Annotated in this window: 13 protein-coding genes; 7 read left to right on the forward strand and 6 right to left on the reverse strand. The window is 29.2% G+C overall.

Going from position 1 to position 20891, the window contains the following annotated elements; translation table 4 throughout:
* Positions 1–81: 81 nt before the first annotated feature.
* The gene (locus HGG64_RS02480; protein WP_169580380.1) at positions 82–966 is read left to right on the forward strand and encodes a hypothetical protein; all 885 of its coding nucleotides are present in this window, start codon (positions 82–84) and stop codon (positions 964–966) included.
* A 185-nt stretch (positions 967–1151) separates the two neighbouring features.
* Here the strand turns inward: HGG64_RS02480 and thrS are convergent, their stop codons facing one another.
* Both thrS and trpS read right to left on the reverse strand, forming a co-directional pair.
* Positions 1152–2888 (reverse strand): threonine--tRNA ligase, encoded by a 1737-nt coding sequence (thrS, locus tag HGG64_RS02485; RefSeq protein ID WP_169580381.1) that lies wholly within the window; start codon positions 2886–2888, stop codon positions 1152–1154.
* The gene (trpS, locus tag HGG64_RS02490; protein WP_169580382.1) at positions 2878–3879 is read right to left on the reverse strand and encodes a tryptophan--tRNA ligase; all 1002 of its coding nucleotides are present in this window, start codon (positions 3877–3879) and stop codon (positions 2878–2880) included. The genes thrS and trpS overlap by 11 nt, the downstream gene beginning before the upstream one ends.
* Positions 3880–4050: 171 nt before the next feature.
* On the opposite strand from trpS, the gene HGG64_RS02495 reads away from it, so the two are divergent.
* From HGG64_RS02495 to HGG64_RS02515, 5 genes are all read left to right on the forward strand, one after another.
* Positions 4051–4416, forward strand: coding sequence for a PTS sugar transporter subunit IIB (locus HGG64_RS02495; protein WP_169580383.1), 366 nt, complete (start codon positions 4051–4053; stop codon positions 4414–4416).
* Complete coding sequence (locus HGG64_RS02500) at positions 4416–9416, forward strand: DEAD/DEAH box helicase (protein ID WP_169580384.1); 5001 nt, start codon at positions 4416–4418, stop codon at positions 9414–9416. Before HGG64_RS02495 ends, HGG64_RS02500 begins: the two co-directional genes overlap by 1 nt.
* A 2-nt stretch (positions 9417–9418) precedes the next feature.
* Positions 9419–10528, forward strand: a complete 1110-nt coding sequence (locus tag HGG64_RS02505) for a hypothetical protein (RefSeq protein WP_169580385.1) — start codon at positions 9419–9421, stop codon at positions 10526–10528.
* Between the two features lie 226 nt (positions 10529–10754).
* Positions 10755–12983 (forward strand): coiled-coil domain-containing protein, encoded by a 2229-nt coding sequence (locus HGG64_RS02510; protein WP_169580386.1) that lies wholly within the window; start codon positions 10755–10757, stop codon positions 12981–12983.
* Positions 12984–13569: 586 nt separating this feature from the next.
* Complete coding sequence (locus HGG64_RS02515) at positions 13570–14466, forward strand: hypothetical protein (protein WP_169580387.1); 897 nt, start codon at positions 13570–13572, stop codon at positions 14464–14466.
* A gap of 648 nt (positions 14467–15114) precedes the next feature.
* On the opposite strand, the gene HGG64_RS02520 is transcribed toward HGG64_RS02515, so the two are convergent.
* Together HGG64_RS02520 and HGG64_RS02525 are read right to left on the reverse strand one after the other, a co-directional pair.
* Positions 15115–16041: an ABC transporter permease gene (locus tag HGG64_RS02520; RefSeq protein ID WP_169580388.1), complete on the reverse strand. Its 927-nt coding sequence runs from the start codon at positions 16039–16041 to the stop codon at positions 15115–15117.
* 1 nt (position 16042) lies between these two features.
* Positions 16043–17686 (reverse strand): ABC transporter permease, encoded by a 1644-nt coding sequence (locus HGG64_RS02525; protein WP_240939140.1) that lies wholly within the window; start codon positions 17684–17686, stop codon positions 16043–16045.
* Between HGG64_RS02525 and HGG64_RS03245 the strand changes: the two genes are divergently transcribed.
* Entirely contained in the window at positions 17613–17924 is a 312-nt protein-coding gene (locus HGG64_RS03245; protein ID WP_240939148.1) for a hypothetical protein, read from the forward strand. The two genes, HGG64_RS02525 and HGG64_RS03245, sit on opposite strands and share 74 nt — an antisense overlap.
* Here HGG64_RS03245 and HGG64_RS02530 read toward each other — a convergent pair.
* The gene (locus HGG64_RS02530; protein ID WP_169580390.1) at positions 17898–19439 is read right to left on the reverse strand and encodes an ABC transporter ATP-binding protein; all 1542 of its coding nucleotides are present in this window, start codon (positions 19437–19439) and stop codon (positions 17898–17900) included. The genes HGG64_RS03245 and HGG64_RS02530 overlap by 27 nt on opposite strands.
* 73 nt (positions 19440–19512) lie before the next feature.
* The gene (locus tag HGG64_RS02535; RefSeq protein WP_169580391.1) at positions 19513–20871 is read right to left on the reverse strand and encodes a BMP family ABC transporter substrate-binding protein; all 1359 of its coding nucleotides are present in this window, start codon (positions 20869–20871) and stop codon (positions 19513–19515) included.
* Positions 20872–20891 lie beyond the last annotated feature (20 nt).

Below are 20891 nucleotides of genomic sequence, written 5' to 3' on the forward strand. Positions count from 1 at the left end.
CTAAAAAACCACGTTATTTTTTTTGTTAGTTATTTTTTTGCTACAATAATACTATTCTAATAACAACTTAATGGAGAAAAAATGAAGAAAAAAACTAAAAAAATATTGGACAAATATTACATTTCAGAAGCTTTTGATAAAAACAGAAATATATCTTTTAATTTCAAAAAAGCTAACAAAAAAATATCAGGAAATTTTGCCGAATTTACTGATGCATTAGCTGAATATGTTCGTGTTGCTGAACAATCAGAAAATGAGACAAGAGTATGATTCCACCGTGATGCCGCTTATCGTGGAAGTGTAGGTCTTGAAAAAGCTCGCTTAATTATTGACCACGTTAAAGAAAAGAATGTTGACAATCAACAAGTAATTGACTACATTGAAAAAGAAAACTTAGTTGAAAAACCAGTTAAAAAACCTTCTAAGAAAATGATGGTAGCTGAAGAATTAGAAAAAGAAGCCAATGAAATTTCATTTGATGTTCAAGATAAGGAATCGAAAATGTCATCAGATGTTACTAGCAACGATGTTGAATATGAATCTAAGTTTGATGTTACAATATTAGACCTAAAACCATATGAAGGCAAACTAGATGTTTACTATAATTTATCAAGTGAAGATGGACAAACTTCAGAAACTATGATGAAAACCATCGAAGGTTTTTCTACCATGATGAATGATGACATGATGATGTCAGAAAATTCTTCAACTATGAATGAAGAACCAATGATGAATGAAGAAGATCAAAAAATGGATAATGATTCAATGATGATGAATGAAGATAACCAAATGATGGAAGAAGAAAATAAGGATATGATGATGTCAGATGAAGGACATTCACACCACCATCATTCAAAACACTACAACCCAAAAAATACCGGGATAAAAGTAGCTCTTTCACTTTTAATTATCATCGCTTTAGTAAATTTAGTTCTATTAATTTTAAACATTACTGAAATTCTTTAATTACACCAACTTTAAACTTCAAACTACAGCAACAGACTGATGTTTGAAGTTTTTTTGTTTTAATAAAATGGAAAATGGTTGAAAAATCTTAGAAAAAGCATAAATTAATAAATTAGCTAATTATTCAAATAAAAAAATGGACTTTTTATTTGCGAAAAGTCACATTTATTTTTAATATTTTTTCATTATTTTTGATTCTTTAATTTAAGTAATTTTTCTATGAAGTCTGACTTACTTAGAACTTCGGTTTTATCAGATCCGTATTCCCTTATAGCAACCGAATTATTTTTTTGCTCCTCTGATCCAATAACGACAATGAACTTGGTTTTTTGAATTTGTGCATCGCGAATTTTACGGTTAATTCTTTCATTTCTAATGTCTAGGTTAACATTGATATCAAGATCTAATAGTTCTTCATATAGTTTTTGACAATAATCATTTAATTCACTATTAATTGACATTATTGTTACTTGGCGAGGACTCAATCAGTATGGTAGTACGCCTTTAGTTTGTTCAAGTAATGTCGCAATAAATCTTTCGTATGTTCCAATTAATCCACGGTGAATTAGTACAGGAACTTTCATTTCCTCATTATCATCAACATATTTCATATTAAAGCGCATTGGCAGCAGAAAGTCTAGTTGCAATGTCGACATGGTAATAATTTTATTTAAAGCAGTTTTGACCTGAATATCAATTTTTGGTCCATAAAATGCTGCTTCACCAATAAATTCTTTATATTCAATCTTTAGTTCGTTTAATACATCTCGTAAGTCATTTTCTGCGCGATTCCACATATCATCATCATTGAAAAACTTTTCACTATTGTTAGGGTCACGAAGTGAAAGCGAGATGTGATCAATTTCAATTCCAAAGTCTTTTAGTGCTTGAACAATCATTTTGTATAAATGTTTAAATTCATCTTTAATTTGATCAATTCTTACAAAAACGTGGCCTTCTGTCAGATCCATTGACCGAACCCTTTCAAGACCTGATAAGGCTCCTGACTTTTCATAACGATATAATCTTGATTGCTCTGAATATCTAATTGGTAGTTCTTTATATGAATGTCTTGACGAGTTGAATAGTAGGATATGATGAGGACATGTCATTGGACGGGGAACAAGAATTTCATTATCCATTTTTATTGGACTAAACATTGTATCTTGGTAGTGATCTCAATGGCCACTAATTTCATATAGTTTTTTCTCGCCAAAATGAGGTGTTAATACTTCTTGAAACCCAAATTTTTTATCTAATTTTAGGACATAATCACGAATAGCATTATGAATTTTCATTCCATCTTCAAGTCATATTGGTAGACCTTGACCACTTAATTGAGTGAATGTAAAAATTCCTAATTCCTTCCCGATTTTTCGATGATCACGTTCTTTTCGTTCTGCTAGAATTTCGAGATATTGATTCAATTCTTCTTTACTTTCCCAAGCTGTTCCATAAATTCTTGTCAACATCTTGTTTTTAGAATTGCCTCTTCAGTAAGCTCCGGCAACAGATAAAAGTTTAAAATGTTTAATTTCTTTAGTATTGTTGATATGTCCACCTGCACAAAGATCAGTAAATAGAATCTCATTAGTTTTTGGATGACAGTATTGAAAAAAAGTTATATCTTTACCTTCTTTAATAAATTCATCATATAGTTCTTTTTTATAAGGCTGTCCCTTAAATGAGTATTGATCTTCACCAACCAATTTCATTTCATAGCCTTGCATTGCCATTTTTGTCATTAACTTTTCAATCTTTGGAAGATCTGATTCTAAAATTCCTTCTTCAATTTCAAAATCATAGTAAAATCCTTCATCAATTGCTGGTCCAATTGCGAGTTTTGCATCCGGATATAGCTTTAGAACAGCAGCAGCTAACAGATGACTAGTTGAATGATTTAAATTTTTATTAACTTTCATGACTTAAGCCCATTCCCTTCATTAATTTATTTATATTTTCACGTGCAGTTTTTTGAGCTTTTTCCGCTCCAATGCGACTTTCTTGTTCGACATTCTTGATATGTTCTGAATATTTTGATTGTATTTTTGTTAGTAATGATTTTACCTCTTCACCAACTGCTACTTTTAGTTCACCGTAGTTCTTATTCTTGAATTTCTCTTCAGCTTCAGCTAGTGATATATCCTTAATTGCACTATAAATGCTTAGTAAATTTTTAATTCCTGGTTTTGTTTCATCAATGTAGATTTTTCCTTCTGAATCAGTCACTGATTTCATAATTTTCTTATAAGCTTCTTCAGGATTATCAAGAAGATATATCGATGATTTAGGGTTAGTATCTGATTTTGACATTTTTTTAGTTGGTTCAGTTAGTGACATAATCTTTGCACCAATTTCCGGAATAAATGGTTCCGGAATTTTGAAATTAGTTTTATATTTATTATTCAAGCGTATTGCTAAGTTTCTTGTTAATTCGACATGTTGTTTTTGATCAATTCCAACCGGAATAATATCAGCATTGTATAGTAGAATATCAGCAACCATTAGCGTTGGATACATTAATAGTCCTGTTGGAATTGTTTCCATTCCATTTGCGCTTTTAATCTTTGTTGATTTATCTTTAAATTGTGTCATTCGAGATAATTCACCAATACTTGTATTGGTCAAAATTAGTCAGTTCATTAGTCCATGTTCAATAACATCTGATTGAAAAAACAAGGTAGTTTTATTTAAATCAACGCCACAAGCACGGAAAAGTGCAAAAATATCACGGCGATTATTTTCAAGTTCTTTTTTGTCAATCGGTAGTGTTATTGCATGTAAATCAGCGATAAAAACATAATTGTCATATTGATCTTGTAACTTAACAATGTTTTTAATTGCGCCAATATAATTGGCAATCGTCAATTTCCCGGTCGCAGTAATACCACTTAGCATTATTTTTTTTTGCATTTTTTAATACCCTTTCTTAAATTGGATAAATCTTTAATTAATTTTAATACAAAGTAAAGAAATAAAAATGATAATGTTGCTATTGTTATTTTTAGCAATATATTAAATAAATAAAATATAATTATAAAATACCTAATACAAGGGAATATTACAATTTAAAATGAGGAAAAAATGAATAAAAAGCATAAATTTTTATATATTCTTCTATGCATATTAACGCTTGGCTTTATTTGTATTTATTGGAGAAAAAAATATCGTCAAAAAAATCAAAAAGATTATTTAAGTGTTCAAGAGAAACTATCTTTTGACTATGATGAATTCCTTAAATTAATCGGGGGAAAAGAAAATATCACTGCAGTTTCAGCAACACAAAAGATTGTAAAAATTGCTTTTAAAGATCGAAAAAAAGTTGATAGCACTGGCTTAAAAGCATTAGATGGAATTACCGGCATTAGTTTTCAAAGTCAACAAATTTCGTTAGTAATTGGCAATTCAGCTAAATATTTGGAACAAAAAATTAGAAAGGAAATGGAATAATGGAAAATAATGAAATAAAGTACCAAACAATTTTGGCAAATCTACAAAACATCGAAACCAATGATTCATCGTTATTCTCATCAGTTGATAATGAGAAATTTTTTGATGTAATGAAAAACTTTGGAGAGGAAACATTTGAAAATTTTTATAATAATTTTCGAATTAGTCACATCTTAAAAGAAAATAGTAACCGTATACTGACTGAAAAAGTTGCTGTGGCTGAAAATAAATTTGAAATAATTTCCACATTCAAGGAATACAATCGTCGCATTGATAATCCAATTTTTAAGGCATTGAACACCAACTTCGAAAAAGCTAAGCAAATGCTTTTAAATAATCTAGAAACAGAATTTCAAAAGTCAATTGTCAAATGAAAGAAAATACTAAATAATGCCAAAAATATTAATATTGAAACTAATATCTGACCACTTCATTTAGGATTCTTTTTCATATCAATAAAAACTGACAAAAAGACAATCTTTGCCCCACTTTTTTTCAAAGAAGTTACCATTAGAATTGAGAACTCACTAGTTTATTTAGAGTCAAATGCTGAAATTCGTGTTAATAGTAAATTAATTACCTTTTTGGGTCAACAAGGATTTATGATTAATGCTGACACTTTTAATTTTGCAAATGCAACTATTAAAGAAGTTTTCGAATATTTTAAGACAATTTGAAGTCCAATCTATCAAATTCCTTCATCAATAAAAAATCCAATTCCCGATCTTCAGCAAGATGAGATTACCAACACTTCGATTGAATTTCATCAAGGAATGGTTTTAGGATTTTATAATGTTTCATCAGGTTATTTATGAAATCAAATGAAGAAAATTATTGAAAATGATGAATTTGATTATATTTTAAATCCTAACATTAGTAAAGTCAAATATGTTGAAACTGTTAAGAGAGTAATTTTTGATAAACATTTTAAATTGTTTAAAATCCAAAAGACTAATTTTTCTCAAGATTGTGCCACTATATCAGCACTTTATCAAGACACAATTATTTGAGGTCCTCCCGGAACTGGAAAATCACAAACAATTAGCAATCTAATTGCCAACATTGTTGCTCATGGATATTCAGGTTTAGTTGTATCACAGAAAAAAGCTGCTCTAGATGTACTTAAAAAACGTTTGAAATCAATTTCTAAATTTTGTTTATTTGCTTTAAGTGATAAACATGTTCAGTTAGAAGAATTTTATAAACCATTGCAAAAATATGTTTATGAATTAGAACATTGCAGTAGATCGAATTCCGAAAAAGGAATAAGTATTTTTTCGATTGAAGATAAAAGCTATGTTGATACAATTAGTAGATTACACAATAATCCAAATATCGATAATCTATTGCAATTTTATTCAGCACTAATGAATGCTAATTTTTCTGAGACACTATTTAATAATCTAAAACTTCTGGATCGCGAGTTAAAATATGCTTTTGATAAGGTTTTACTTGATAAAAAATCAATTATGAAATATCTATATGAAATGAATCTAGGCAAAAAGCCACATTTCTTCACTTTATATCCATCAACAATTAAACATGCGGCTGAAATTCTGGCAAGTGATAACTCATTATTTAGCGTTGATATTGATAAATGCTTGAAATACATCGACAAAGTTGATTATGAATCAGTTGTTGAAATTATAGAAGAATATAAAAATATTGTCAAAACGAAGACTGTTGAACTTAATAACGAAAAAATTTTATCAGAGATGATTTTAGAGAAGAAATATGAAATTGTTTCAAACTTTTCAGGAAAACAACTAGCATTGTACAATGATTTTACCCTTTCAATTCGTACGGCTAAGTTAAAACCTTATCTATTTTTCCATAGGTATCGTGAAATCATTAAATTGTTATTTCCAATTATTATCACAACACCAGAAATTGATTTATCAATGTGAGAAAAAGAAGAATTTGATTATGCTATTTTAGATGAATCAAGTCAGATGTTTTTAGAAAAAGGGATTCCAATTCTATATCTAGCTAAAAGAAAAATTTTGGCGGGAGATAGTCAACAAATGCAACCAACACGTTGATTTTCTGTAACTTATAATTTTGATGAAGAGGATGAACTTGGACATATTGAATCGCTACTAGCCTACGCTCGCAACCGTGGTGTATTCTCGATCCTTCTAAATAAAAATTACCGTTCAAAATTAGCGGCATTAATGACATTTAGCTCAAAACACTTTTATGATTCGAAATTGGATGTAATTGATGATTATGAAGTTTCTTTAAATAAGGATAAGGCAATTGATGTCATCCAGGTTAACGGATCATGAAATAATAGCATGAATGTTGAAGAGGGTACCAAGGTTATTGAGATTATTAAAGAAAACCTTAGAAAATATAAAAAGATTATAATTTTGGTATTCAATGTTAAACAACAAGATTACTTAATGAACCTAATTTTTGGTAATGAACCTGAAATTGAAAATGCAATTAATTCTGAGCAAATCTCTTTAAAAAATATTGAGAATATTCAAGGTGATGAAGCAGATCTTGTGATTATGTCAGTTGTTTATGATAAAAATACATCACTATATGGGACCTATGTGGCTCGATCTGGCGGGAAAAATGCTTTAAATGTAGCAATTTCACGGGCAAGAGAAAAGATTATTGTTGTTAAATCAATTTATGCTGATGATGTGCAAATTAATGAAAACTCAACGACTGATATGCGAATTTTTAAAGAATGACTAAAATTCTTAGATCTTTCACTTGAAGATCAGAAAAATTACTTGGACCAAGTCGATGAGGATATGATCGAGAACACTCGCAATATCTCACTTAATCTAGATCTTGATTACAAAAAAGAGATTCTGCTCCAATTGCAACAACTAGTATTAGACAATGACAATCTAAAATTTATTGCTGATTATTCAATTGGGACAAAAACTATTGATATTGTGCTAATTAATATTACCACTAATAAGTTGATTCATGGTTTCATTATTGACTACTATGACTACATTAATAACTATGAAAACTATTTAAAATTTAAAGATGGCATTAAATTTCTAGAGTCAAAAGCCTATCCAATTACTATTATTTCAAAACATGAATGACCAATTCAAAAAAATAAAATTATTAATGATATTAAAGAAAAAATTAATAACGAAATAATCGTAACTAAAAATTATGAATCAGATAAAATCGCAAGACAAAGACCAAAAGTTGTAATTAGATCGATAAATGACGAAATTGAAAATGACGATGAAATTGATGACTTTCATGTTGAAGAAAATTATAATAAAGAAAAAAGCATGGCTGAAGATATTGAAATAGAAGAAGAAGCAACAAAAATTATCAGATTAGACCTTGACATTGACAATGAGCTTGAGCTAGAAAATCAACCAAAACATCATGAAGTTATTGATGAAGATCATGACAGCAATGCCATTATTCCTAATCATCAAAACCGCAACGATTTGCATGAGGTTGAAATTGAGTCTGATGAGGCACCAAAAACCCATCTGAAATATGATATCTTAGATGAAGATGAAAACATTGTTAATCAAAATAATTTTGCAGTTGAAGAGGGCCTTGGTGAAGGCAATGAAGCTGAAGCAAATCAAACACATGAAATATTGTCAGATAGTAGTAGTAAAATTTACCAAAGTAGCAACGTGAAAATTGAAGATGAATACTTAACTTCTGATGACATTAACGATAGGATTTTAGAAAATGCTGAAAACACAGAGGGTCATAAAAATCCTGAAGAAGCTAGTGATCTAACAGATGACATTTACTATAACACCGCATTTTATGATAATGATGATGAGAGCTCAGAAGTATCGCTTGAGAATAGAGACCAAGAAAATAGCAATCAAAATTTTGATAGCAGATTCAATAGCAATTTTGAAGTTGATTATGTTAGTGAAGAATTTAAAAATTACGGAAAACACGACATAGATAATAAAGATGTAGGTGATATATCCAAACATTCAATCACTTTAATTGATAGTGCAGATCAAAAAAGTGTTGATGATTTCGGAAATCAAACGATTGAAGATGAGTCAATAAGGAATTTTATTTCAGGCAATGAGCTTGAATATAATGAAAATAGTTTATCTTTAGAAGATAGAAATAGTTTTGAAATGTTAAATCAGCAGCTTTCAAATAATAATGAAGTTCAAGAAAATCAAAACCATGGTAGTACTAATAATGAAGATAAAAGTCATTTTGTCTTCAGCACTAGTGATGAGGATAAGATTCTTGATGTGATTGATGATGATCAATGAGCTTCTAAAGATGAAATGTTAAACGAAGATAATGGTGAAATGTTTGATAGTTTAATTCACAATGCTAGTGATCCTGAGTCTGAGGATAATGAATCGGAAGCAGAAGAAATTCATGATTTAGGTGATTTATTTAAAGACAACGATGATTCAGAGCAAGAAATTAAAGAAATTCCATTGGCAGATGAAAGCCAGGAAAATAATAGTAACTATTTTGATGATAACAATAACTTAACTAATGATGATAATCAAAATGATGAATCTGACGCTATAGAAGATCACAAAAAAATGGAATTACAAAAAAATAATTATCAACCTGAATTAAATGTTGAAGAAGAAAATTCGATTACAAGTGAAGAGTCGAATAATGATCACTCTCCAGCGGAATTAGTTAGCCATCAAGCTCAACAATCAAAAACATTTTCCGAAAAAGAAGGGCAAAACATTGAAGATCATATCTATTCAGATAATGATGATTTAAATGATTGAATTTATTCAAATGATTGAGATGATGAGCCTGATAATAATAATACTTCAATGTCTGAAGGGCAAAAAACTCCACATCACAATGAAGATATAGAAGAGCAAATGATGGCAGACAAAGACGTATTATCAACTGAAGAAAAAACAGAGAATAAAAATGATAATTTAGAAAGTCATGAGGCATCTGAATATTTAAAAGAGTTCAACTTAATGGACAATGAAGAATCAGAAGATAATACTACTGAAATTGAAAAATATATTGGAGAATAAAAATGGGTTTATTTAAAAATAAAAAATCTCCAAAAGATCCTTGGGACGAAGAAATTGATCAAAAAGTAACACTTAATGATCAATTACAATTTAAAGATACTGCTAGGAAAACAGTAAAACTAAAAAAAGTAAGAACCATCATTTTCTTTTCATTAGGAGCTGCCGCTGCTGCTATTGTTATTGGTTTAGCAGTTGGCATTAAGCAAACCAAGGAGTTTTTGAAATTATGAGATGCTACCGCTAATGTTGTGCTTTCAAATGAAGCAAAATATGACAAAGAAAAAAATCCCAATGGCATACTATCGTGAAATGAAAATGTCACTATTGAAGGCAGACCAGAAGAGATTATGGAATCACTATTTTCTAATCTAAACTTAACAAGTAATGAAAAATTAAAACCTCTTAATTTTGAAATAATGCAAGCTAATATGGAAGCCACAATTGCTAATGTAATTCTTGATTTAATTGACAAAGATTCATTGCACTTTGATATTCAAATAGCTTCCAAAGACAAAAATCCGCAGTTTAAAGTTATTAGAAATTTTACAATTAAAACCTCGAAACCAACAGAAATAACATCAACTTCAGAAATTGTTAAACATAACTCAAATAGTCGAGTCCAAGCTTCATTTAACGAAAGTTGAAAATTAAATTTCTTTACTACAAACACCTATCGCTATGATGATATTAACAATCAAAATAAAATTAGAATTAAAGAAATTATTGATAATATAAATAGCAAAAAAAATTTAAATTATATCGATCGCAGTTTGTTGCTTCAAAATGAGATAGTTAAAAACAATTACTTTTTCCGACTATCAAGAGAAATAGTAACAACTAAGGAAAAAAGCAAGCTGTTCTTCATTCCTTTTAAATTTACCGGCGATTTAACGTTTGCTGAAACAGACGAAAATGGACACGAGCTATTTGAACCTGAGATAGTTTTTAATGGTGGTTTTTTTTCATTAGCAAATAATACCATAAGAATTAAAGGAGAAAAATATGAATATGGTTTATACATACCATATTTAAATCCCAAAGAACCTCATAACGAAGAAATTAAAAATTTTAAGCTTAAAATTGACTTTGTTGTCGAAGATCAAAAAACTTAATTTCTTTGTTTTTTCAATATAAGTTCTTTGTTTTTCTTTAATTTTTAATATATTTATAATAATTATGCAGTTTTATTGTTGCAAAAAAATAGATAAATTTAGTTCACTTTAAGTTTAGTTTTGTATTAATATAGCTTTTATTTTCTTAAATGTTTATTAAAAATAAAAAAAATGTGTAAAATTAATTAAAGTTATCTAAAAATAAACAAATATAGAAGGAAGATTTATGAATTCTTTAAAAAGTAAAAATAAAAAAATTATTCTAAGTATCACTACTGGTGTCTTTATTTTGTCAACAATTACTGTTGCTTCTTTATATGCAAAATATAATAGTAATAGAGACGATATAATTAAAGACCCAAAAACAGGACTAACAAAAGAAGAAGAACAAAAAGTTAGAAGATACGATCCAAACAATGATGAAGATTTTGAAAAAATTAGAAAATATATTATTAAGGTTATTAAGGTTCTACAAAGAGGAACAAAAAATGCCTTAAAACAATTACAAATTAATGACTACAAAATTGGCATCGCTTACCTTGAGGAAGCAATTAGTTTTGGACGAGGAGCTACAATTATCGTTAATAGAGCGATTGAAGTTTCATTAAGAAATGACAAAAAAGTTTTATTAAGAGAAGACAGAGACGCTTTAAATGGAACTCTTAAGGAAGCGGTTAAAGCTCTAGAAATTGCTAAAACAAATTTGAGGAAATTAATTCAGTACCAAGCAATTGTTAATGAGGAAATTGAAAAACTTACAGCCGCTATCACTAAAGCTGATGAAGCTGTAACTATCCCAGAATTTCAAATTTCAGTTGATGAATTAGGAAAATTAATTATTGGAGCTAGAGGCATCGAAGCAAAAGCAAGAGAAATGTTACTATTTGAAGAAGCTGATAAATTAGCAAAATTAATTAGTCAAGCTTCAACAAAACAAAGTGAATTACAGGCTAAAATTAATAGTCAAAGTTCAAAAGACCAAAGAGAAAGCGTTAGAATCTTTGTTGCTGGACTACCTGAAAAAATTAGTAGACTTATAGAAAAATCAAACAAAGCAATTGCTTCTGTTGATATGGAAAATGTTTTAAAAGAAATTAATGATTTGATTATATCGGCTAATAAGGTTAAGGAATTCGCCAAGAGCCTTGGACTTACTCCAGAAAGTGACAAAATAGCTGCTGGCGTAAAACAACTTGAAGACGAAAAAGATAAATTACAAAATCGTTTAAATGAAAAAAATAGAACAAATATGGTTCTAAAAGACGAAACTAAGAAAATAATTAGTGAACTTCAAAAACATATTGCTGATGCAGAAAACACAGTATCATTAGATGATTTAACTAACCTAATTTCTAAACTTTCTTCATCAATTGAAAAAGGTAATGAAATAAGATCTCAATTGGAAAGAGAAAAATTATCAAAAGAACTTACCGAATTGAAAGATACTTTATCTGAAGCAAGAAGAACTTTAGAAGATGTTCAATCTAGAAAAAAAGATAAAGAAGACCAAATTAAGGCTGAAAAAGAAAACATTACCAAAATTATTGGTGATCTTGACAAAGATTATTCAGCAGCAAACATTGAATCACAAAAAATAACAGGTGACACTGCTACATTAAGAAAATTCAAATCAACTTTAGAATTGGCAGAAACAACTTATTCTAGATTAACCGCTGAAACAAATGACATAAAAAAATATGTTAATACTGAAACCGCAACATTAAAGGCTAAAATTGATGAATTGAAAACAAAACTTCAAGCCGTGGAACAAAGTTTTGCAAAAAATCAAGCTGAAACAAGCAAAATTTATATTGATAAGCTTCTAAGCAGTAAAAATCTTGTATTCTATGATGGTAAACCAATAGATGCAAATTTAAAAACTAAACCTGCATCAAGCTTAGATAAAACAAAAGACAAATTTTCAGTCAAGTATAATGGTGGGCCTATTGATCTTGACACTAAAGTGGACATTGAACTAGATTATGGAGATATTTCTGGAATTCTTTATGTTAAAGTTAATGCAGAACGTTTTGGTATTAAAAAGTCAAAAATATTCTCATACGCTGGTTTCGAAACATTGCCACGCTTGTTAAATAAATTAGAGAAAAAAGACTACATCAATTTGACTCATACTGGGGGGATTAATTCAATTCTTAACAAGTATGGAGACTTTGGTAAATTTTTAGCTGATTTTAATTCAAAAACTCCAACCGGAAGAGTACAATTCCTTAAAGAAAACGGGTTTTCAATTGATTGAAAATTTAATGATTTAAAAGTTCTTGATAGAAACCTAACAATTGATTCAATTGTTTCAAATTTAGACAATTCATTTACTATTAAATTTACAACAAGAATAACAGTAAGAAATGTTACAAATGAAAGTACCTTTGGAAATCAAGCATATATTTTGGAATTAATTGATAAAAAAGGTGAAGCAAGTATTACGCTTAAATAAAGGTCTTAAAAAAATATCTTTAGTTGGATATTTTTTTTAGTTCAGAAAATATTTTTCTTATATAAATTTCAAACACTTCTTAAAGAACTTTATAAAAATAATTTATATCTAAATAATTAGAGTTAAATAAATTTAAAAGACGATCCCAAAGATATAAAATTTAATTATTAAAATTCTTTATTTAATAACAAGCATCAAAAAAAGAATGAAAAAAATAAAATAATAAGTAATTTTTATCACTTTATTATTTATATTTATTTTCTAATTTGTTATTTCAAAAATGTATTTTGCAACTTCTATTTTTGGGTTATGCTGCAACAAAAACAACGAAAATGAAGAAAATTAAAAATATAAAATCTTTAATTTAGAAACTATTTTCTTCCTTTTTTCAATAATTTTTCTTTGTTTTTTAAATAAAAACAACAAAACCTTTAAAAAACCTCTAAATTCAAGAGGTATTTATATATATAAATAAAAATTTCTATTTTTTTGAATAAATTTGCTTTACTTATTGTTTATTTTTGATAAAATTTTTATATAAATTTATACATATAATTTAAAATGAAAAAATACTTATGGAGTAAGAATGAAAAAAGACGAAAAAAGAATATTAGAAAAGTACTATATATCAGAAGCATTCGATGAAAATAGAAACATCTCATTTAATTTTAAAAAAGCTAATAAAAAAATATCAGGAAACTTTGCAGAATTTATTGACGCAGTTGAAGAATTCATTAAGATCAGTGAAAAATCATACCATGACACAAGAGTATGATTCCATCGTGATGGCGCATACCGTGGTAGCGTTGGCATTGATAAGGCACGTTTAATTGTTGAAAGAATTAGAGAAAAATCAATTAAGAACCAAGATGCTATTACTTATATTGAAAGAGAAAATCTAGTTGAAAAATCAACTAATTTTGCTAAACAAGAAGAAGTAAATCTAAAAGATGAAGCTAGAAAAGTAACCTTCCTAGTAATGGGGGTAGAATCTAAAAGAGCATCACAAGTAGAACTTAAGGACATTAGACCTAATTCTATTTACGATGTTGTAATCGATGAAATAGCACCTTCAAAAAATGATCGTGAACTTTATGTTTACTACCACATTACTGCTAATGATAAAAGCTCACCAAAAATAATGTATACAATTAAGGGATTTGCAAGTGCTAAAGTGGGAGCATGTTCAATATCAAATCCATGTAATTCAAAACACTGCCCAAGATGCTCAACAAACTTATCATATGCTAAAGATACAGGGTTAAGTAAAGCAACCTTTTTATCATTAGTTTCAACAAAATGAGATGCTTCAAATAGTTTATCAATCATTAATGAACAAGAAGAAGTGGTTCAAGAAGAAGCGGCAGTTCCAGTGGAACAACCAAAAAGAAGTACCGGATTCTGATTCTTAATTAGTGTACTATGATTACTAATATTTGTAAATATTATCTTAATAATTTTAAGAGTTACTGGAACATTATAATTAATAAACTTTTTAATATTAATAATATCAAACACACATAGTCTTGTGTGTTTTTATTATATTCTGTTAGTCTGTTTCTTTCCTCTAATCTTAATAAGATCAATAAATTTACCTTTAGCAAAGAAGTAGCAAAGCGATATTTTATTTTATATTATGGTATAAAACTATCTTGATTAAATTACTTTTATTTTTTAAATATGACAGTTATTTTTTAATTTTATTACTAATTTTAGTCGATAACCATAGGGTGAATATAAAACTATTACTAAATAGTACTAAGCGAAGCTGGGGATAAATTTAACTAAATTTGAAAAATGTTAATGACATATATTAAGCAACAAACAAAAAAATAAGCTAAACTCTTAGTGCCAACTGATGCTTGTTAATATTATTTATTCTAACATCCTAAATTAAAACTGCTTTGACTATCAAAAAGCAAATAAATTATCTGCCTATTGCTTAATACAAGTGCTGCGTGGCCATTAAATCTAATTTCTTAAGTTTTTTATTCTTATTCATAGCTTTAGCTATTATTCTTTTAATAAAATTTATTAATAAGCAAAGAATGTTATCATCAATCTTGTTTTTTGGTTGAAGGACTTGAATAATAAAAAAAATATGACATTTTGACAATGTCATATTCTATTTTTATCTTTTCGATTTATCATACGGTTGCCCGACGGCTGCGGGTGCTTTAGAATTCTTAGAACTAAAGATTAGAATTGCTATGGTAAATGCATAAGGTATGATATTGATTATGTTTGAATAATCTTTAACGGCAGTGAATGATCCTTGTCCAGCTCCAATTTGTAGCGATGTCGAATATATCGCTGCGAAGACAATTGAGAAGACAAAAATTAATGAAGCTTTTCATTGTCCCATGATTAACACGGCTAGAGCTAAGAATCCGATTCCTTCAACTCCTCCTGAAAATGCTATACCTCTTAATTGAAAGAATAAACCTCCGGCAATTCCTGCTAGTAGTCCAGAAATGAAAACACCTTGTCATTTAAATGAGTTAACATTAATTCCAACTACGTCAGCAGCTTGCGGATTTTCACCAATTGCTCTTAGTCTTAGTCCTCATTTTGTTTTGTTTAAAACAACAAGGACAACAATACCAATTGCGAGTGTTAAAAATAGTTTTAACGAAACAAGATTTCCGAGGCTACTTTGTGATGTTGATAGTGCAAGTTCTGGTGTTGGACTTGAGAATTTATTTCCTTCTCCGAAAAGTTTCAACATTGTAATAGAAATTGCGGGTGCTAGTAAGTTCAAGGCCACACCTGAAATAATGTGATCACCTTTTAGTTTAATAGTAACAAATCCATGTAATAAGGCAAATAATCCCGTTGTCGCAGCGGAAATGAGTAGCAATGGAATCTGTAGTCAAGGGTTAGCGATGTTAAAGATTTGTCCAAATAGCCCATAAAACGTTGCTCCAACGATCATCATACCATCAATGGCAATGTTAACAATACCGACTCTTTCACTAAATAATCCTGCTAATGCAGCGATGGAAATTATTGAGAAGAAAGCAACAGCTGAAATAAATATTCCTAAAAATGCCTGCATACTATATTATCTCCATCTTAAATCATTGATTTCTTAATTTGAATTCTTGCACTATATTATCAATACTTTCACCATATTTAGTTTTATTATCAATTTTTTGAGTTTTATATTGTTCTTTCAAAGTTTTACTTTCAAAATAACCAATTGAAGCTAACTCTTGATTGATTTCACGGTTTTTAGTTGAAAGTTCTTTAAATAGTTGAATCTTCTCATCTTGGGTCATGTGTTTCTTTGACCCCTTATTAATAAATGTATCTTTTAACCGGTTAGTTAATTGTTTTCATTTTGGTTTATTAACAGCATTTTTAATTTTTAAAATACGTTGTAGTTTTCTATATCTAATTGCTAAGTATATTTTACTTAATCAATAAGCCTTAAAAATTGCAATCTTATTTTCGCTATGACCCTTATCAATGGCATTTAAGAAATTGGTTAAAATTATCACTTCTTTTTCTAAGTATAAAATGTCATTGTTAAATTTGTAATTTTTGTTATCAATATTTTCGTTAGCAAAAAATTCTTGTTTTCGCATGATATCTAATTTATATTTAGCTTTAATTTGCTTATAGTATAAATTGTTTTTCATGAATTCTTTATTGGCCGAAAGATTAATTAGCCGTTTATATCTTATTAGTTGTTTTTGTAGTTCAGATTTTTCTTCTTCTTCAAGATTTTTATTCATCAATTTCTTTTCAATTTGTTTTTTAGCCAATTGATATTTTTCTAAATTTGAAATTGAATTGAAAAATATTTTTGATCTTATTAGAATTGCTAGTTTTGCAATTTTTGATATTATTCTAAATTTCGAGAACACTACTGATATTGCTGATAGATAGATAATAATACCGGTGATAATTTGAACAGTTGATTGGTCTAATTTTGAATTTAAAGATTGAATTGAAATTGAACCAACGGTTATAAAGCTATAGAATATTGAAGTAAAAATTGATCCAATTGGTGAATTGTGAGCTAATAGCGATATCGCAATACTATCGAAACCAATTGATATTGGTCCAGATCCTAAAATAACTTGTTTTTCTTGAAATACAAATCATAGAAATCCGGCAATTCCCGCAATCATTGCTGAAAAACTCATTAATGTAATAATTAACATTTTTTCGTTTGTTCCAGAGTATTTAGATGCATCTTTGTTTAACCCTGTCATTTTTATTCTATATCCAATGGTAGTTTTTTTCAAGATAAATCACATTAATACAGCGAAAGCAATTGCACCTAACATGATAATGACTGATACTCAAATTTTATCTAGTGATTCAACACCTAATATGATTGATTGACCATTTACAGCGGATGTTTGGTTTTTAAATGGTAGGTTGTCACTTGATAATAATTGTGAACAAATGTAAAACACTATTCAGTTCAGCAAGATTGTAACAACAACCTCATTAATGTTTAGATATGCCTTTAATATTCCGGCAATCATTCCTGTTATTAGGGCAACAACCATTCCGACAATAATAGCTAATACTAAAACTGCTGGTGTTGCTCCTAGATAGGCAATTACAACAACACAGGAAATTCCTGATGCCATCATCTGCCCAGGAATACCAATGTTAAACATCCCGGCTTTAAACCCAATTCCTACTGCTATGGAAGCAAATATTAATACAGCAATTGTGACCAAGAATCTATTAAGAAATCTATTACTGATTGAAGTACTAATTACAGTGGAAAAAAATGCAATTGGATTTACTCTAAGGAAAAGAAGAAATATCGATGATATAGCTATTCCAATGATAATAGCTCAAAGTGAATTAAAGACTTTTCGTCTTGCTGATACATTATCTTCTTTAAGAAGAAAGTGGGTAAATTTCTTCCATGGATTTAAAGTTGCTTTATTCATTATCGATCCCTGCCATTAATTTTCCTATTTCTGTTCTAGTGATATTTTTAACTGATTTCTTAGCAGAAACCCTTCCCTTATTAATAACAACAACTGAATCTGCTAAAGCTAAAACCTCATCTAATTCATATGAAATTAGCAAAATTGTTTTACCTTGGGCTTTTTCTTCTAGAATTTTGTTGTGAATAATGTTAATTGCCCCAACATCAAGCCCACGGGTTGGTTGAACTATTAAAATGAAGTTATGATATGTTAACATTTCACGACCAACTATAGCCTTTTGTTGATTTCCTCCAGAAAGTGATCTAGCTTTTGAGTGTCCTCTTCTGCCACCTCTGACATCATATTTGTTCTCAATTTCATTATAAAATTCTTTGACTTTTCTATTATTTATTACTAAAGATTTTTCCATTTTTTTATCGTCAAGTCTTCTAATAATTGAGTTTTCTAATATTGAAAAATCAAGAACTAAGCCATATTTGTGTCTATCGCCAGGAATGTATGAAATCCCTAGGTTTTTCTTTTTTGCAACAGACATATTAGTGATATCTATTGGCTGATTGTCATTGTCATAAAGTATTATTTTTCCGTTTTTTGGTTTTATGATACCAGCAGCAGCGAATTCAATTTCCTCTTGACCATTGCCTTCAACTCCGGCAATTGCCAATATTTCACCTTTTTTAATGTTAAATGAAACATCGGTAATTTCTTTGTTATGCTTTGCACTAACATTTTGAAATTCAAAACCCATGTTTTCAGTTTGAACATCAAAATTATTTTTAGGCATAACAACTTTTTTTCCAACCATCGCTTCTGAAAGTTCTGAAATAGAAGCAGTTTGCAAGTTGTCAAAGTGCCCAACAACTTCCCCATGTCTGATAACGGTTGCTTCATCGGCAATTTCTTTAACTTCATTTAATTTGTGAGAAATGAAAATGATTGTCTTTCCGTTTTCTCTAAAAATTTTCATGGTTTCAAGAAGTCCAGTGATTTCCTGCGGTGTCAACACAGCTGTAGGTTCATCGAATATCAGAATTTCGGCATCACGATATAACATTTTCATGATTTCTACTTTTTGCTGTGTTCCAACAGTAGCGTTACCTGTTTTTTGTTTTAGATCAAAATCCAGGTTATATTTTTTTTGAATTGCTTCAATTTTTGTTTTAGAAGTTTTCTTATCAAGAAAACCTAGATTTTCAATTTCGCCTCCAAGAATGATGTTATCAAGGTTGGTATAGGCATGAACTAATTTGAAGTGCTGGTGCACCATCCCTATTCCAACGTCATTTGCTTGGTTTGGATTTTTTATGTAGATACTATGACCGTCTATTTTAATAAGACCACTTGTCGGAGTATACAGACCAAATAATATTGACATCAGTGTACTTTTTCCAGCCCCATTTTCTCCGATCAGAGCATGTATTGTCCCTCTTTTAATATTTATGTTTATATTATTATTGGCAACTATATCTCCAAATTTTTTTGTTATGTTGATAAATTGAATTGCATATTCCGAATTTGTTTGTTTATTCATAATATACCTTAAATTGTTTTCTAATTATGTAAAATAAAAAATCACTTTTTCAAGCATTTTTTATTCGCATTCATTACTTATTAATTTCCGCAATTATACCATTCAAAATTTCTTCATTGTAAGCTTTAACTGTTTTTCCATTAGTATTAACATCAACCATTTCTTTGATGCCAAGCAAACTAGTAGCTTCAGCTTTTTTGTTTTCCGGAACAATTTCCTTAAACTTTTTAATTGCTTCAGCTATTGCTCCATCAGCTAATGATTTATCATTGCCAGCCTTAGTAGAGTTAGATAGCGAAACAAATTCATCTCAATATCCTAATCTAATATTTTGAATTTTTGGATTTGTGTTAAAGTCTGAGATAATATCTGAATTTGCTTTCTTGGTAAATAAATCAGTTAATACCCGGTAAATTGTTGTACCAATTCTTTTTTCAATCGATGTAAAGAATACGGATTGTTGGCTAGGAAATGCCTTAGATTGGTCAGTGTCAACACCAATAATTGATTGGGATTTTCCTGAACTAGCAATTTCTTGAGCGACAATAGTTGTGAAAGGTCCTGCAACAGGAAGAATTATTGCTGGGTTTCCAGTTCTAGTAATAGATTTTACAGTTTCAACTTTTGCTGTGTCAGCCGTACTAAAGTTAGTATCAGTTACTATAGGAGTTGAAGTAATTTTTGCTTTTTTATCTGCATTACCCTCTTCTGAATTGAATTTTTCAATTCCTGAAAGGAAACCGGTGATGAAGTCGGTAACTCCCTTTCCTGAGTGTCCACCAAAAGTAGCAATACCTCTCTTGTTTCTATCGTCAGGGAATTTTTTAGCTAGATAATCACCTGATGCATATCCTGCGATTCATCCAGCTTCTTCAGTTTTATAGTTTAGTGTTATTATTTTCCCCTTTAATTTTTGTTGTTGAGCATCTGTCAACCCTGAAAGTACTCAGTCAACACCAATAATAACAACATCTTTATTTGCGACCGCATTGAGATTGCTTTCAATTGATAATCATTGAGCAAATAGATAACTGTGTTGGAATCCGGTTAGAATTCAAACATTTTTGTTTCCAGCAACAAGAACGTCATATTGTTTTGGAACTGCAGAGTCATCCTGTGGTTCAATGTATTGGCTTGTTGTGTTATCAGTTTGTAGTGAATGCTGTGATATGGCTTCTCAAACTGATTGATTGAATGACAAATCATTCACTCTTCCTCCAGCTGTTAATAGAGCTATATCCATTTTTTTGGTATTTCCAGCTTCTATTGCAGCTTTTACTTCTGCATCTTTTTTTGTAACTTCAGGTTTAATATTTGCTATGTCAGTTTTTGCATATGTACCAGTTTGGTTAGACCCAAAATTACATGAAGCAGCAATCGGGGCAATAGCAGTTAAAGCAACCATCATGCCGAATATTAATCTTTTTTTCATAAATTTCCTTTCTTTTTCAA

Origin of the sequence: Mycoplasma phocoeninasale, assembly GCF_012934885.1 — a bacterium.
Taxonomy (GTDB): Bacteria; Bacillota_I; Bacilli_A; order Mycoplasmatales; family Metamycoplasmataceae; genus Metamycoplasma; species Metamycoplasma phocoeninasale.